The organism is Nocardia sp. 2TAF39 (genome assembly GCF_052114905.1).
GTDB lineage: Bacteria > Actinomycetota > Actinomycetes > Mycobacteriales > Mycobacteriaceae > Nocardia.
In genome coordinates, this window is record NZ_JBFRFQ010000004.1 from 1 (window position 1) to 13,649 (window position 13,649).

A 13,649-nucleotide genomic window follows, 5' to 3' on the forward strand; every position below is an offset into this window, starting at 1 on the left:
GTGTCTGCGGTGTCTGCGTCCGCATCCTGCAACGCCTGCTTGCGCTCACCGCCGCGATCTGGCACAACGACACCACCAACGCACCGATCCACCGGTCACTGACCGCCTACGATCACTGACCAGCGGTGAGACCCACCGCTTGGAATCATTCATCTAGGGGCGCCCGGCGGCGCCGCCCGAACCTCGACCGCGCCGGACTCAGCGCGCAGGGCCGCGACTCCCGAGTGGCATCGGCTGCCGTCGCGCCGACGTCGGCGAAGCACGCGGACCGGCGGTCTGGTTGTCTGGCGCGGTGGACATCGGTGACTGGGCGGTTCTGTTGACGGCGGCGACAGCCGCCGGATGGGTGGACGCGGTGGTGGGCGGCGGCGGGTTGATCATCCTGCCGACGCTGTTCCTGGTGGCGCCGGGCATCGCCCCGCAGACCGCGCTGGGCACCAACAAGCTCGCCGCGGTCGCGGGAACGAGCGCCTCGGTGGCGACCTTCGCACGCAAGGTGCCGATGCGCTGGCGGGTCCTGCTTCCTGCTGCGGCGATCGCCGCGGTGGCGGCCGGGATCGGCGCTGCCGCGGTCTCGCTGATCGACCGCGATCTGTTCATTCCTATCGTGATGGTGGTGCTCGTCGGTGTCGCCGTGTTCGTCACGCTGCGTCCGTCGATCGGTATCACGTTGGCCACGCACCCGCCGACGCGCCGCAAGGTCGTCCTCACGGTGGCGCTGGCGGCCGGGTTGATCGGGTTCTACGATGGCCTGCTCGGCCCCGGCACGGGAACGTTTCTGATCATCACGTTCGCCACCCTGCTCGGCACCGAGTTCGTGCGGGCCGCCGCCATGGCGAAGGTGATCAACTGCGGCTCGAACATCGGCGCATTGATCTTCTTCGGTGCGACCGGTCACATCCTCTGGGTGCTCGGCGCGACGATGGCGGTGGGCAATGTGCTCGGCGCCGTCGTCGGCTCGCACATGGCGCTGCGCAAGGGCGCCGAGTTCGTGCGCATCGTGTTGCTCGTGGTGGTGGTGGGGATGGTGATCCGGTTGGGGTGGCAGCAGTTCGGCTGATCAGCCGACGGGTTCGATGCGGTGGGAGGCCAGCCACGGTTGCAGGACCCGCGAGGTCGTCTCGTAGATGCTCCGGTGCAGGCGCTCACCCTCCTCCGCCCCGGCCACCGGCTGCTGGAACAGCACCGTGAGCGCACCCGACACGGCGCCGACGACGGCGCCGACCAGCGCCGCGGCGCCGACCTCGTCGAGTTCGGCAGCGAAGGCGACGTGCAACTGCATGGCGATCTCACGCTGCGCGATCAGCTGGGCGTACGCGGCCCGGCCGCTCACTGCGGGGACGGTCCGCGACACCTCGGCACGCAGCGCGGCGATCCGGGCGCTGAGGTCGTCGATCAGATGCTCGCCGGGGTTGTCGCCCGCGGCGCGTAACGCACGCAGCAACACCTCCACCGGACGTTCCCCTGGCCGCCTGCCCGCGATCGCCGCGACCGCGTCGCGCACCCGCTCATCGGACTCGGGGAAGAGCAGCTCTTCCTTACTGGCGAAGTAGTTGAAGAACGTGCGCGTGCCGACGTTCGCCGCGGCGGCGATGTCCGCCACCGTGGTCTCCTCGTAGCCTCTCGTCTCGAACAGCTCGGCTGCGGCCTCGAGAAGAGCTCGGCGGGTACGGTCGCGTTTGCGGTCACGGAGGGCGGATGGCGGCACCCGGGCACAGTACGGCATCCGGCAAGCAGCACGCGGTAGGCACAGTGTCGCGCGTGCCGTTCACAGTGTGCCACTGGCTGATCCATGAGCCTTGGCACGTGACGCAAGATCGCACGGCGTGCAATCACGGCACAGGCACTCGCGCTCGAAGCGGCAACGACTAGGTTGGTGCGGGTGAGCATCGCGACTTCCAAAGATGTGGACGCCGAGTTCCTCGGCCTGCCACTGGCCGCGCTCGCCGACGCCGCCCTCACCGCGGCGACAGCGGCCGGCGCCGAGCACGCCGACCTGCGTGTGCACCGGTTGGTCACGCAGTCGATCCGGTTGCGTGACGGTCGTGTCGAGGCCGTCACCGACAGTACCGAGCTCGGGTTCGCCGTGCGCGTGATCGTCGACGGCACCTGGGGTTTCGCCTCCCACGCCGCGCTCACCCCGGACACCGCCGCCGAGGTGGCCCGCACCGCGGTCACCGTCGCGACCACGATGCGCGCGCTCAACCGCGAACGCGTCGAACTCGCCGCCGAGCCGCGTTACGACGACGTGCGCTGGGTATCTGCCTACGACCTCGACCCGTTCACCGTGCCGACCGGCGAGAAGATCGCACTGCTGCAGGAGTATTCGGAACGTCTGTCGCATGCCGACGGTGTCGATCACGTCACCGCGAGCGTGTTGCAGGTCAAGGAGCAGACCTTCTACGCCGACACCGCGGGATCCTCGATCACCCAGCAGCGGGTGCGGCTGAATCCGAGCCTCGAGGCCATCACCGTGGACACGGCTGCCGGGGTGTTCGAGACGATGCGCACGCTGGCCGCGCCGGTGGGCCGCGGCTGGGAGTACGTCACCGGTGCGGACGGAACCTGGGACTGGGGCGGCGAACTCGCCCACATCCCGGAGTGGCTGGCCGAGAAGGTGAAGGCACCCAGCGTGCGGCCAGGGCCGACCGATCTCGTCATAGATCCCACCAACCTGTGGCTGACCATTCACGAATCCATCGGCCACGCCACCGAGTACGACCGGGCAATCGGTTACGAATCCGCTTACGCGGGAACCTCGTTCGCGACGCCGGACCAGCTGGGCGCGCTACGCTACGGTACCCCGATCATGCACGTCACCGGCGACCGCACCGAAGCGCACGGCTTGGCCAGCGTCGGCTACGACGACGAGGGTGTCGCCGGGCAACGCTGGGATCTGGTGCGCGACGGCATCCTGGTCGGCTATCAGCTCGACCGGGTGTTCGCCCCGCGCCTGGGCCTGGAGCGCTCCAACGGCTGCTCGTACGCGGACTCGGCCCATCACGTGCCGATCCAGCGAATGGCGAACGTCTCGCTGCAGCCCGACCCGGACGGCGACGCCAGCACCGAGGAGCTGATCTCCCGGGTCGACGACGGCATCTACATCGTCGGCGACAAGTCGTGGTCGATCGACATGCAGCGCTACAACTTCCAATTCACCGGACAGCGGTTCTTCCGCATCCGTAACGGCAAGCTGGACGGCCAACTGCGCGACGTCGCCTACCAGGCCACAACCACCGACTTCTGGGGCGCGATGGAGGCGGTCGGCGGACCATCGACCTGGCAGCTCGGCGGGGCATTCAACTGTGGCAAGGCACAGCCGGGCCAGGTCGCGGCCGTGAGCCACGGCTGCCCATCGATTTTGGTGCGCGGCATCAACATTCTGAACACCCGGACGGAGGCGGGACAGTGACCGAGAATCTGATCCCCGCAGGTGCGGTCGTCGAGCGGGCGCTCGGGCTGTCGCGCGCCGACGAGGCGATGGTGATCGTGCGCGACGAGCACGAAGCTTCGCTGCGCTGGGCCGGGAACTCGATGACCACCAACGGGTCGTCGGTGGCACGGACGTGGGCGATGATCTCGGTGTTCCGCGACGGGCCCACGCTCGCTCGGGTCGGCATGATCGGCTCCTCCAGCGTGGATCCCGACGACATCGAGGCGGTGGTGCGCGCCAGCGAGGACGCCGCGCGCACCGCCGAGCCCGCCAGGGACGCCATGCCCCTGCTGGAGCCGGATGCCGCACCCGACGACGACTGGGCAGCCGCCCCGGGCAGCACCGGCATCGAGGTGTTCACCGACCTCGCCCGCGACCTGGCCACCGGCTTCGACGGCGCCGACCGCCTCTACGGTTTCGCCCACCACCAGGTGCACACCAGCTGGCTGGGCACCTCGACCGGCGTCCGCCGCCGCTTCGTACAGCCCACCGGTTCGGTGGAGGTCAACGGAAAGCGCGGCGCGGGTGCGGATCTGGCCAGCGGCTGGGTCGGGGTCGGGACCGCCGACTTCACCGACGTCGATGTGTCCGGCCTGCTCGCCGAGCTGTCCCGGCGCCTGGACTGGGCCGAGCGCAAGGTCGAGCTGCCCGCGGGCCGCTACGAAACCCTGATGCCGCCGTCCACCGTCGCCGACCTCATGATCTATATGGCCTGGGCGATGGAGGGGCGCGGCGCGCATGAGGGCCATACGGCGTTCGCGCGGGCGGGCGGCACCCGAATCGGCGAGCGCCTCACCGACCTTCCACTCACGCTCTACTCCGACCCCTATGCCGCCGGGCTGCGGTACCGCCCGTTCGTCGCGACGACCGCATCGTCGGAGTCGATGTCGGTATTCGACAACGGGCTGCCCGCCGAGCGGGTCGACTGGCTGCGCGAGGGTGTGATCGAATCACTGGTCTACCCGCGCGCCACCGCCGCCGAATTCGACGCCCCCACCACGGTCCCCGGCGAGAACCTGCTGTTGACCGGCGGGGCCGACGTCACCCTCGACGATATGATCGCCCGCACCGAGCGCGGCCTGCTGCTGACCACCCTGTGGTACATCCGCGAGGTCGATCCGGCAACGCTGCTGCTCACCGGCCTGACCCGCGACGGTGTGTACTTGGTGGAGAACGGCGAGGTCACTGCCGCGGTGAACAACTTCCGGTTCAACGAGAGCCCGCTGGATCTGCTGCGGCGGGCGACCGAGGCGGGCGCCACCGAAATCACTCTGCCGCGCGAATGGAAGGACTGGTTCACCAGAACCGCCATGCCGCCCTTGCGGATTCCCGACTTCCACATGTCGTCGGTCAGCCAGGCGACCTGAGTGGTGCAGTCATCCCCGGAAGGCGGCGCCTTTCAGTTCGTCCTGTCGTACGGCGCTCACCTGTGGAAACGGAACCCGTTGCCGCTGTGAGCTCTAGAGCCGGAAACTGATCAAGCGGCCAGGGTGATCTCGACGCCGATGGTGCCGGATTTCCCGCGACGCAGGTTGCTGACGAGAATGACCAGCGGCCCGGTGAGCCAGTACTTGCGCCGCAGCAGTTTGCGCACCCGCTCGGTGCCGTCGGCATCGAGGATGCGGCCGGTGCCCTCGACTACCTCGCCGTGCGGCTTGCCGGAGGCCGTGCACGGCTGCAGGGTGACCGCAGGATTGCGGCGTAGCCGCTTGACCTTCCAGCTGTCGGTCACCGTCCAGACGTACAGCTTGCCGTTCTCGGCGACCGCCCACACCGCGGTGCCGACCGGGCTCCCGTCCTTGCGGAAGGTGGTCAGGAGCACATAGTCGGCTTCGGCGACCTCCGCCAGCGAATTCGTCATGGGGGCAGCCTATCCGCCGACCGCGCCGCCTGCCGCACGCTGTATCTCCGTCGCGCCGCGAGGAACATGGACCCATGTCCTACTCGGACATCCGATACTCTCCCGCCTCCAACCGTGCCAGCACCCCCTCGGTCCATCCCGACAGATTCCCGAACACACCGCTCCACAGCTCCAGCAGATCCGTTGCGTGCGGCGCCTCGTAGCGTCCCGGGAAGGTCGGAATCATGTCGAGCAGGGTGGCCCGCACCTCCTCGCTCCGGCGGCGCTGTTCGCGCAACTTCTCGATGACGTGCGCGCGGGGCAGTGCGTCCATGAAGGCGATGCCCGCGCCGAGTTCCTCCATGTCGATGCTCACCAGCGCCTCGTCCATGAGCTTGCGGAACTCGACCTCGCCCGCCTCGGTCAACTCGAACAGCGTGCGCCCCGGGCCCTGACTGCTGCCCTCGGTGCCGAACGCGCTCAGCTTTCCTTCCTGGGTGAGTTGTTTGAGCGCATGGTAAATGGATCCGGGTTTGACGTTCGTCCAGGTCTCGGCGCGCCAGGACAGCAGCTCTCTGCGTACGGCGTAGCCGTAGGTGGGCTGATGTAGGCGCATCACCCCCAGCACCAACAGGCGCACGGCCGACATGACGGGCCTCCTTCCCAATCGAAACGCCATAGTAGTCAAGTTTGACTTCCCAGCTGGAGCAACCCTACCCTCCAACTAGTCAAAATTGATTACCGCAGGAAATGGGAGGGTTCTATGGCCGACACAGCGGTACCGCAACTCTGGACCGGCGACCTGGCCGGCACGCTGGATTTCTACAAGACACTCGGCTACACCGTGACCCACGAGCAGACCCGCCCGTACGTCTACGGCGCGGTGCAAGACCACGGTTGCGCCCTACACTTCGTGCCCGCACCCAAGGACACCACCCTGCCTACCGAGCAGGTCGGCTGCCTGGTGATGGTCGATGACGTGGCGAGCAGACACCAGACGTTCACCGCGGCGCTGCGCGCCCGCTACGGCAAGATACCCGCGAAGGGCTGCCCGCGAATCACCCGTTTCCGGCCGGGCCAGAGCCGGTTCACCGTGGTCGATCCGGCGGGCAACGCGGTGATCTACATCCAGCACGACGAGCCCGAAGAGGTGGAGTACGGCGGCTCGAAGAAGCTCGAAGGACTGGCCAGGGTATTGGACAATGCCCGCATCCTGCGCGATTTCAAGACCGACTACAAGGCCGCGTTCCGCGTGCTCGAGGTCGGGCTGGGTCGGTTCCGCGTCGAGGCGTCCCGACTGGATCGAGCCAGGGCGCTGGCGGCACTCGCCGAACTTTCCGTCGCGACCGACGAGCCAGAGCGCGCCGAGCAGTTCCGTGCCGAGCTGCGCGCGATGGAGCTGTCCGACGAGGAACGGATCGCGGTCGCCGACGAGCTTCGCGCATCCGACGACCTCACCGCCTGGCTGTCCGAAAAATGACCCGAGGGGCGGACAGCGTCACGCCGCGCGAGTCAGCACCTCCGGGCCGTCCGGGGTGATGGCCACAGTGTGCTCGGAATGCGCGGTGCGCGAGCCGTCCGCCGAGCGAATGGTCCAGCCGTCGGGATCGGTGACGATGCGGTCGGTCGTGCGCGCGAACCAGGGCTCGATCGCGATCGTGAGCCCCGGCCGCAGCCGGTAGCCGCGTCCGGGGCGGCCGTGGTTGGGGACATGCGGGTCTTCATGCATGGTGCGACCGAGGCCGTGTCCGCCGAATTCGGTGTTGACCGGATAGCCGTGGTCGCGCGCGACGGCGGAGATGGCGGCGGAGATGTCGCCGATGTGGTTGCCCGGCACCGCGACCGCAATGGCGGCGGCGAGGGCCTCCTCGGTCGCGCGGACCAGCCGCACGTCCTCGGCCGCCGCGGACCCGACGACGACCGAGGTCGCCGAGTCCGCAACCCAGCCATCGATCCCGACCGCGAGATCCATACTCAACACATCACCGTCCCGCAGCACGTAGTCGAACGGAAGCCCGTGCAGCACAGCGTCGTTCACCGAGAGGCACACGGTGTTGCGGAACGGCCCACGCCCGAACGACGGCGCGTAGTCCCAATAGCAGGATTGCGCGCCGCGTTCACGGATCCGCTCGCGCACGTGAGCTTCCAGCTCGAGCAGGTTCGCCCCGACCCGCGCCCGCTGACGCAATTCCGTGAGCACGTCGGCGACGAAGCGCCCCGCCACTCGCATCCGCGCGATCTCCGCGGAAGTCTTCAACTCGACCATCGACCCTCCAGTGCTGGTATTTTAATACCACCCTAGCGACGTTGGTATTTTAATACCATCTTGCGGTATTCAAATACCGCCCATACCCTGATCGCATGGTCCGTCTCCCGTTGACCCCGGCACAGATCGACGCAGGACGCCGCCTCGGGTCCGCCCTGCGCACCGCCCGCGCCGATCGTGATATCACCGAAGTCGCACGGGCGGCCGGGATTTCGCCGGAGACGCTGCGCAAGATCGAGACCGGCAGACTTCCCTCCCCCGCCTTCGGCACAGTCGTGGCGCTCAGCCAGGTGCTCACGCTCCCCCTCGATGATCTCGCCGATGTCTGGCGCTCGGCGGTGCTGGCCGAATCGGCCTGAGCGTCAGTCACCGACGACCTTCTGATCTATCGCGATGCCGACGGAGGCGTCCGCGCCGCGCAGCAGCTTGTGCCCGCGAATGGCCAGCGTGCCCAGGACGCCGTACTTGCGGGCAACCACGCCGCGCACGCGCTCGGTGCCGTCGGAGTCGAGGATCCGCGCGCTTCCAGCCAGCACCTCGTCCGCCTTCGGGTGGCCGCGTCCGTCGCACACCTGTAACGCGACCTCCGGGTTGCGGCGGATGCGCTTCACCTTCCAGGTCTTCGGATTGGTCCAGACGACGATCCGATCGCCGTCGGGCGCCACCCAGACGGGCGTGCCAACCGGCGTTCCATCCTTCTTGAAGGTAGTGAGCAGGACGTATTTGCTCTGACCCATGTCGTTCCACGTCATAGGAAGAACGGTAGGCGCGCGAGCAGGCGAAGACATCCGACTACGGAACGGCTCGGCGCTACGCGTATGGACGTATTCGATGCGGACCTTCGGTCCGGAATACACCGAGGAAGGCGGCAGCGCGATCGATCCGCGCCACAACTCTCGCCCGCTACCGCGATAGGTGCGGAAGAAGGCCCGCACACCCGCGAGGCAATCGTAGTCGGCAGTCTGCTGCGATGACCAGCCCGGGCGGTCACCGGAGGGCCGGCGTGACCAGTTGCTGCGCTCGGCGTAGAGGCAACCCCGGAGGGACTCGATCCGGCGAACTAGCGGCAGATCGGCAGTAGTTCGATCTTCGATACCCCCGGCAGCCGGTCCACCCGCTTGCTCAGAGTCTGTTGCTCACGGTCGGTACCGCAGACGCCATAGTCGACCATCCAGGTGTTCGACACACCGATTCGCCGCACCTCCAACGCCATGACCCGACAACGGGGCGAATTGAGTAGGTGCGCAATCCTCACCACACCCGCAAACCCGTCTTCGACGGTAACGCGATACGTCGACGCTGTCCCGCTACGACCGCGGGTGTCGGACGGTCCAGGGCGCTTCGTTGTTCTCGGAAATTCCACTGGCGGGGGCTCTCGTTGAACCGCCGGACCGGATCCGACTTGGTGACGGTCCTCGATGTCGTGGTCGTGAGACTCCCGATTGACGTTGCGGGCTCCCGATCCGGTCATGTCAGCTTTCACCATCCTTCGTGGCTCGTAACCGGATCACGGCGTGGTCGGCGCCTTGCGCTCGAGGATTCAGGGCGCAAAGTACGCGACATCATTAATCCGCGCGCCGGAACCGTCGAGTGTGCCGCGCTTGGTCGAGCAGATCGTCAGGACATCTCACAAGATCCGCAACTCGTGACTTCCTCGAACTTCGAGCACCCAGCAGATATCTGGATCAGGCCACTCCTGCTTTGCCCGTCGAATACCTTATGCGACGCCACTCCTCAGTCGATATCCCAGCCCGCGACGCACAAGCAGCCAGCGAGAGCTGGCCGCCATACTCAACGCTTCCGTCGGAGGGCCGAGACTCGGCTCCCACCAAGGGGATGGACGGATCGACCGCACGCCGAACACGGACTCGCTCACTGTCATCCGTCACCACTCGTTTGCAGGCCGTGGCGGAGTAGATCGAGGGCCACAACGAGCAGGCGCTTCATCTCGTCCGCGTCGGCACGCAGCGGATCGGAACGCCAGCCGAGCGCAAGCAACCCGTTAAACATCGCCCAAGTGACCTTCGCCGTTCGCTCGGCGTCGACGCACCGGATATCGCCGGCGGCGGCACCATCTCGGAGTGCCGCGACGAGCCGGGCGTTCTGCTCGGCGACCGCGGAGGCGATCCGTGCGAGCACATCCTGACCGGGTCCACCGGCAGCCTCGCCGGAATAGGGCCGACCCGGCGGAAAGGCCAGGAGCTGGAACTGCTCGGGATGCTCGGCGGCGAACTGCGCGTAGGCTGCTGCCGCCGCCTCGAGCCGGTCAGGAGCCGAGCCCAGGGTTCCGTAGGCGTTGTCCATGTATTCACGGTCGAGGGCCATCGCCCGTTCCGCGGTTGCCAGGAGAAGCCCGTCCCGTCCACCGAAGTGGTTGTACACCGTCTGCACCGCGACATCGGCTCGGCTTGCTACACGCTCAACCGAGAATTGTGCCACACCATGGGTGGCCAACTCGTCTTCCGCCGCATTCAGCACGCTATGTCGCAGCGCTGCCCGTTTGCGTTGCCTCCGCGTTTCCGCACCGTCGTCCATGCCCCAGAACAATAGTAGGTCTTCTATTTATGTAATAGCCTCTTGCCATGGAGGCGCCTCCATGATTGGGTGTGGCAATGACTGCATCAGCACGCATTCCGAGGGCCGCGGGACGCGAAAGCGTTCTCATCACGGGGGCAAGTAGCGGCATCGGGTCGGCGTTCGCCCAGCTGCTCGCCGAGAACGGCCACGATCTCATCGTGGTCGCTCGGCGGGCCGGGCGACTCACCGAACTGGCCGAGAATTTGGCGGACACCGGCGCGCATATCGAGATCCTCGCCGCAGACCTGCAAGATCGCGACGATGTGCGGCGGGTGGAGAATCGGTTGAGCAGCCGAACTGAACCAGTCCACCATCTCCTCAACAACGCAGGCGTGACCGACTACGTCCGCTTCGCCGACAGTGACGTCGACCGCGCTGTAGCTCAGATGGTGCTGCACGCCGAGGTGCCGATGCGCCTCATGCGCGCCGCACTACCGCAGCTGATATCGCGGGGCAGCGGCGGAGTGTTGAATATCGCTTCCACCGCGGGACTGCAAGCGACCCCGGGTCTCGCGGCGTATGCCGCCAGCAAGGCAGCGCTTGTCGCCCTCAGTGAATCGATTCACCATGAGGTCAAGCCCTTCGGGGTACAGGTGAGTTGCGTCTGCCCCGGATATACCCGGACAGAGCTGCAAGAGGCAGCCGGCGTCGATGCGAGCGGCCTGCCACGTATGTCTTGGATGAATGCCGCCGCGGTAGCCCACGCGGGCTGGCGCGGCTACCAGCGCGGACGAGCGCTGATCATTCCCGGCGCCGTCAACCGCGCTGCCGCTGCGGCGCTCCGATACGCCCCACGAACTACCAGTCGCCGCGTCACGGCCAACGTCGTCAAAAAGGTGCGCGCGGCCGCCGCGGACGGCGACTCGTCGAAATGAGCTTCTACGCCACCCCGAAGCCGCCGTCGCCCTGCTGCTCCCCGACCGCAACCAACTCGAAATCGCCCGCGCCGAAAGGTGATCGGCGCCGATCGCGGCGCTTCGGCCAAGGCACTTGCGAACAGCTTTCCGGCAGCGAACGATCAACTATGCGGCGGCTGCGTTCGCGGGCCGTGCGGTCGCGCACCCTCGGTGGACCACGACGCGTTGGCCTCCGCGATATTGTGGAGCGATCACTCCGCACGAGGAGGATTCGATGTTCATCCAAGTCATTCAAGGCAAAGTCTCCGATGCCGACGGACTACGTCGATGCATGGATCTGTGGACAGAGGAATTGCAACCGGGAGCTGTCGGCTACCTCGGAACGACCTGGGGACTGTGCGACGACGGAACATGCATAGCGTTGGCAAGATTCGAGTCAGCGGATGCGGCGCGACGGAATAGTGAGCGGCCGGAGCAAAACGCATGGTGGGCCGAGACCGAAAGATGTTTCGACGGGCCTGTCACATTCATGGACTGCCCCGAGGTAACGCAATGGATGGGCGGCGGCTCCGACGAGGCCGGATTCGTGCAGATCCTGGAGGGCCACACTCGCGACGCAAGCCGAATGCGCGAACTGGAGACACAAGCCAGCGATCGTTTGCACGAAGTGCGCCCAGAGGTTCTCGGCGGCACCTTGGCGACCTACGGCAGCGACGGATTCGTCGAGGCGGTGTATTTCACCTCCGAAGCCGAAGCTCGCGCACACGAGAAGATGGAGATACCCGACGATCTGAGGTCGCTGTTCGAGGAAGAGAACCAGCTCATGCGGGAGGTCACATACTTCGACTTGCATGAGCCGATGTTGGTGTCGCCACGGAGTTAGCAAGCACTCGGTCCGGCCCGGGCGACCCGAGGATTCAGGGTGCCCACCCCAGAATCGATCGGGCGGCCGCCCGGGCCGCCGCGGGATCGGCGGCGACCAGCGCCGCGGCCGCGGCACGCTCACAGTTCTCGCGGGTGACCTCTGACAATCCCGCACCTACCGCGGCGATCGCACTCGCGGCCGCGGACAGGGATCCGACGCCGAGGCCGACCAGGACACACGCCAAAGCTGGGTCGGCTGCGGCTTCACCGCACACCCCGACCGGCTTGCCGAGGGTTCGCCCCGCAGCCGCGGTGCGCGCGACAAGAGACAGCACCGCGGGCTGCCAGGGGTCGGTAAGGGCGGCAAGTGCCGGAGACATACGGTCGGCCGCCATCGTGTACTGCGCGAGGTCGTTGGTGCCGACGGAGAGGAAGTCGACATACCGGAGAATCGCCTCCGCGGTCAGCGCGGCGGCGGGCACTTCGATCATCGCACCGGGGACCAACCCGCGCTGCCGCACTTTCGCGGCGAAGGATTCCGCTTCGGCCGCGGTCGAAATCATCGGCGCCATTACCCACGGAACAGGTTGGCGGCCGGCAGCGGCACGCGCGATGGCGTCCAGTTGCCGGTCGAGGATGCCGCTGTCCCGGGCGGCGATGCGGATCCCGCGCACCCCGAGCGCGGGATTCGCCTCGTCGGGATGGTCTGCGAACCGCAACGGCTTGTCCGATCCGGCGTCGAGGGTGCGGATCACCACTTTCGCTCCGGAATACGCGTCGAGCACGGCACGGTAGATCTGCTCCTGCTCGGACACGCTCGGTTCGGTTTCCCGGTCCAAGAAACACAATTCGGTGCGAAACAGACCCACACCCTCGGCCGGTGTCCGGCGCGCCGCCCGCGCCCCGGCGCCGTCCTGGACGTTCACCAGCACCTCCACCCGGTGACCGTCCGCGGTGGCACCCGGTCCAGCCCACGCCGCGTCGCGGGCGGCGCGGGCATGGAACTCCTCGATTGCCTGTGCCGCGAAGCGGGGATCTGGGTCGACGACGACTTCCCCGGACGAACCATCCAGCAGCACCCCCGCTCCCGCCTCGACCTCGTCGAGCCCGGCCACCGCGACGACACAGGGAATGCCGAGCTGTCGCGCGATGATCGCCGTATGGCTGGTGGGCCCGCCCAGTGACGTCGCCAAACCGACGATGAGTGCCGGATCGAGTCCGGCCGCATCCGCCGGAGCCAGGTCGTCCGCGAGCAGGATCGCCGGCTGCCCGGGTACCGGGATTCCGGGCTCCGGCACGCCGGCCAGCTCCGCGACCACCCGGTCGCAGACGTCACGCAAGTCCGTGACACGCTCGGCCATCAGCCCACCGAGTTTCGTGAACACCTCCGCGAACTGGTCGGTGGCCGCGACCGCCGCCGCCCGGGCGGACGTGCCCGCGGCGATCAGCTTCTCGGCAGCACCGAGCCAACCACGGTCGGTAGCCATCGCGGCGTCAGCCGCGAGTACCTCCGCCGCGGCGCCGCTGGCGCGCTCGGCGCGTTCTCGCAATCGACCGGCAACGGTCGCCGCTGCCGCGCGGAACGCGGCCGATTCGGATGCCCGATCGGGCTCTGGTACGGGGTCCGTCGACACTTCGACGGGCAGCCGCGGGATCGGACGGACCGCGGCCGCGAGCGCGACCCCAGACACTGCCGGAGTACCGTGCAGCACCACGGATCCTGCCCTTACCTGCAACGACCTGGTCATCCGTCGTCTCCTCCACGCCATTGCCGAGCAAGTCCAGTTTCATACTCGCCCCACTTCCGATGTG

15 protein-coding genes and 1 pseudogene are annotated in these 13,649 nt (G+C 67.4%); 8 read left to right on the forward strand and 8 right to left on the reverse strand.

What is annotated here, in order from left to right:
• Window positions 1–119 (forward strand): annotated as a pseudogene (locus tag AB4Z47_RS03575) (IS982 family transposase); the annotation flags it as partial.
• A gap of 173 nt (window positions 120–292) precedes the next feature.
• Window positions 293–1,060 (forward strand): TSUP family transporter, encoded by a 768-nt coding sequence (locus tag AB4Z47_RS03580; RefSeq protein WP_441947766.1) that lies wholly within the window; start codon window positions 293–295, stop codon window positions 1,058–1,060.
• Here AB4Z47_RS03580 and AB4Z47_RS03585 read toward each other — a convergent pair whose 3' ends face one another.
• Window positions 1,061–1,708, reverse strand: coding sequence for a TetR/AcrR family transcriptional regulator (locus AB4Z47_RS03585; protein ID WP_441947767.1), 648 nt, complete (start codon window positions 1,706–1,708; stop codon window positions 1,061–1,063). It lies immediately after the preceding gene.
• A 174-nt stretch (window positions 1,709–1,882) separates the two neighbouring features.
• On the opposite strand from AB4Z47_RS03585, the gene AB4Z47_RS03590 reads away from it, so the two are divergent.
• Both AB4Z47_RS03590 and AB4Z47_RS03595 read left to right on the forward strand, forming a co-directional pair.
• The gene (locus AB4Z47_RS03590; RefSeq protein WP_441947769.1) at window positions 1,883–3,412 is read left to right on the forward strand and encodes a TldD/PmbA family protein; all 1,530 of its coding nucleotides are present in this window, start codon (window positions 1,883–1,885) and stop codon (window positions 3,410–3,412) included.
• Between the two features lie 8 nt (window positions 3,413–3,420).
• Window positions 3,421–4,800, forward strand: coding sequence for a metallopeptidase TldD-related protein (locus AB4Z47_RS03595; protein ID WP_441948040.1), 1,380 nt, complete (start codon window positions 3,421–3,423; stop codon window positions 4,798–4,800).
• A gap of 110 nt (window positions 4,801–4,910) precedes the next feature.
• On the opposite strand, the gene AB4Z47_RS03600 is transcribed toward AB4Z47_RS03595, so the two are convergent.
• Both AB4Z47_RS03600 and AB4Z47_RS03605 read right to left on the reverse strand, forming a co-directional pair.
• Complete coding sequence (locus AB4Z47_RS03600; RefSeq protein WP_441947770.1) at window positions 4,911–5,294, reverse strand: PPOX class F420-dependent oxidoreductase; 384 nt, start codon at window positions 5,292–5,294, stop codon at window positions 4,911–4,913.
• A 79-nt stretch (window positions 5,295–5,373) separates the two neighbouring features.
• Window positions 5,374–5,922: a PadR family transcriptional regulator gene (locus AB4Z47_RS03605; RefSeq protein WP_441947772.1), complete on the reverse strand. Its 549-nt coding sequence runs from the start codon at window positions 5,920–5,922 to the stop codon at window positions 5,374–5,376.
• A gap of 114 nt (window positions 5,923–6,036) precedes the next feature.
• Here AB4Z47_RS03605 and AB4Z47_RS03610 point away from each other — a divergent pair, with 114 nt between their 5' ends.
• On the forward strand, window positions 6,037–6,753 hold the full coding sequence (locus AB4Z47_RS03610; RefSeq protein WP_441947774.1) for a glyoxalase: 717 nt from the start codon (window positions 6,037–6,039) through the stop codon (window positions 6,751–6,753).
• An 18-nt stretch (window positions 6,754–6,771) separates the two neighbouring features.
• Here AB4Z47_RS03610 and map read toward each other — a convergent pair whose 3' ends face one another.
• Window positions 6,772–7,539, reverse strand: a complete 768-nt coding sequence (map, locus tag AB4Z47_RS03615) for a type I methionyl aminopeptidase (RefSeq protein WP_441947776.1) — start codon at window positions 7,537–7,539, stop codon at window positions 6,772–6,774.
• A 95-nt stretch (window positions 7,540–7,634) separates the two neighbouring features.
• Between map and AB4Z47_RS03620 the strand changes: the two genes are divergently transcribed.
• Window positions 7,635–7,898 (forward strand): helix-turn-helix transcriptional regulator, encoded by a 264-nt coding sequence (locus AB4Z47_RS03620; protein WP_441947777.1) that lies wholly within the window; start codon window positions 7,635–7,637, stop codon window positions 7,896–7,898.
• Window positions 7,899–7,901: 3 nt separating this feature from the next.
• Here the strand turns inward: AB4Z47_RS03620 and AB4Z47_RS03625 are convergent, their stop codons facing one another.
• From AB4Z47_RS03625 to AB4Z47_RS03635, 3 genes are all read right to left on the reverse strand, one after another.
• On the reverse strand, window positions 7,902–8,291 hold the full coding sequence (locus AB4Z47_RS03625; protein WP_441947778.1) for a PPOX class F420-dependent oxidoreductase: 390 nt from the start codon (window positions 8,289–8,291) through the stop codon (window positions 7,902–7,904).
• Between the two features lie 308 nt (window positions 8,292–8,599).
• Entirely contained in the window at window positions 8,600–8,752 is a 153-nt protein-coding gene (locus AB4Z47_RS03630; protein ID WP_441947779.1) for a hypothetical protein, read from the reverse strand.
• 665 nt (window positions 8,753–9,417) lie between these two features.
• Window positions 9,418–10,074 (reverse strand): TetR/AcrR family transcriptional regulator, encoded by a 657-nt coding sequence (locus AB4Z47_RS03635; RefSeq protein WP_441947781.1) that lies wholly within the window; start codon window positions 10,072–10,074, stop codon window positions 9,418–9,420.
• Between the two features lie 77 nt (window positions 10,075–10,151).
• Between AB4Z47_RS03635 and AB4Z47_RS03640 the strand changes: the two genes are divergently transcribed.
• Window positions 10,152–10,991 (forward strand): SDR family NAD(P)-dependent oxidoreductase, encoded by an 840-nt coding sequence (locus tag AB4Z47_RS03640; RefSeq protein ID WP_441947783.1) that lies wholly within the window; start codon window positions 10,152–10,154, stop codon window positions 10,989–10,991.
• A gap of 256 nt (window positions 10,992–11,247) precedes the next feature.
• Window positions 11,248–11,856 carry a hypothetical protein gene (locus tag AB4Z47_RS03645; protein WP_441947785.1) on the forward strand — a complete coding sequence of 203 codons (609 nt, stop codon included), beginning with the start codon at window positions 11,248–11,250 and terminating at the stop codon, window positions 11,854–11,856.
• 34 nt (window positions 11,857–11,890) lie between these two features.
• Here the strand turns inward: AB4Z47_RS03645 and AB4Z47_RS03650 are convergent, their stop codons facing one another.
• On the reverse strand, window positions 11,891–13,585 hold the full coding sequence (locus AB4Z47_RS03650; RefSeq protein ID WP_441947787.1) for a putative PEP-binding protein: 1,695 nt from the start codon (window positions 13,583–13,585) through the stop codon (window positions 11,891–11,893).
• Window positions 13,586–13,649 lie beyond the last annotated feature (64 nt).

Bases quoted from the DNA above. Each gene is read 5' to 3' on its own strand.
- AB4Z47_RS03600 (WP_441947770.1), bottom strand. From the start codon at position 5,294: ATGACGAATTCGCTGGCGGAGGTCGCCGAAGCCGACTATGTGCTCCTG.
- AB4Z47_RS03620 (WP_441947777.1), top strand. From the start codon at position 7,635: ATGGTCCGTCTCCCGTTGACCCCGGCACAGATCGACGCAGGACGCCGC.
- AB4Z47_RS03625 (WP_441947778.1), bottom strand. From the start codon at position 8,291: ATGACGTGGAACGACATGGGTCAGAGCAAATACGTCCTGCTCACTACC.
- AB4Z47_RS03610 (WP_441947774.1), top strand. From the start codon at position 6,037: ATGGCCGACACAGCGGTACCGCAACTCTGGACCGGCGACCTGGCCGGC.
- AB4Z47_RS03605 (WP_441947772.1), bottom strand. From the start codon at position 5,922: ATGTCGGCCGTGCGCCTGTTGGTGCTGGGGGTGATGCGCCTACATCAG.
- AB4Z47_RS03645 (WP_441947785.1), top strand. From the start codon at position 11,248: ATGTTCATCCAAGTCATTCAAGGCAAAGTCTCCGATGCCGACGGACTA.
- AB4Z47_RS03635 (WP_441947781.1), bottom strand. From the start codon at position 10,074: ATGGACGACGGTGCGGAAACGCGGAGGCAACGCAAACGGGCAGCGCTG.
- AB4Z47_RS03650 (WP_441947787.1), bottom strand. From the start codon at position 13,585: ATGACCAGGTCGTTGCAGGTAAGGGCAGGATCCGTGGTGCTGCACGGT.
- AB4Z47_RS03640 (WP_441947783.1), top strand. From the start codon at position 10,152: ATGACTGCATCAGCACGCATTCCGAGGGCCGCGGGACGCGAAAGCGTT.
- map (WP_441947776.1), bottom strand. From the start codon at position 7,539: ATGGTCGAGTTGAAGACTTCCGCGGAGATCGCGCGGATGCGAGTGGCG.
- AB4Z47_RS03630 (WP_441947779.1), bottom strand. From the start codon at position 8,752: ATGGCGTTGGAGGTGCGGCGAATCGGTGTGTCGAACACCTGGATGGTC.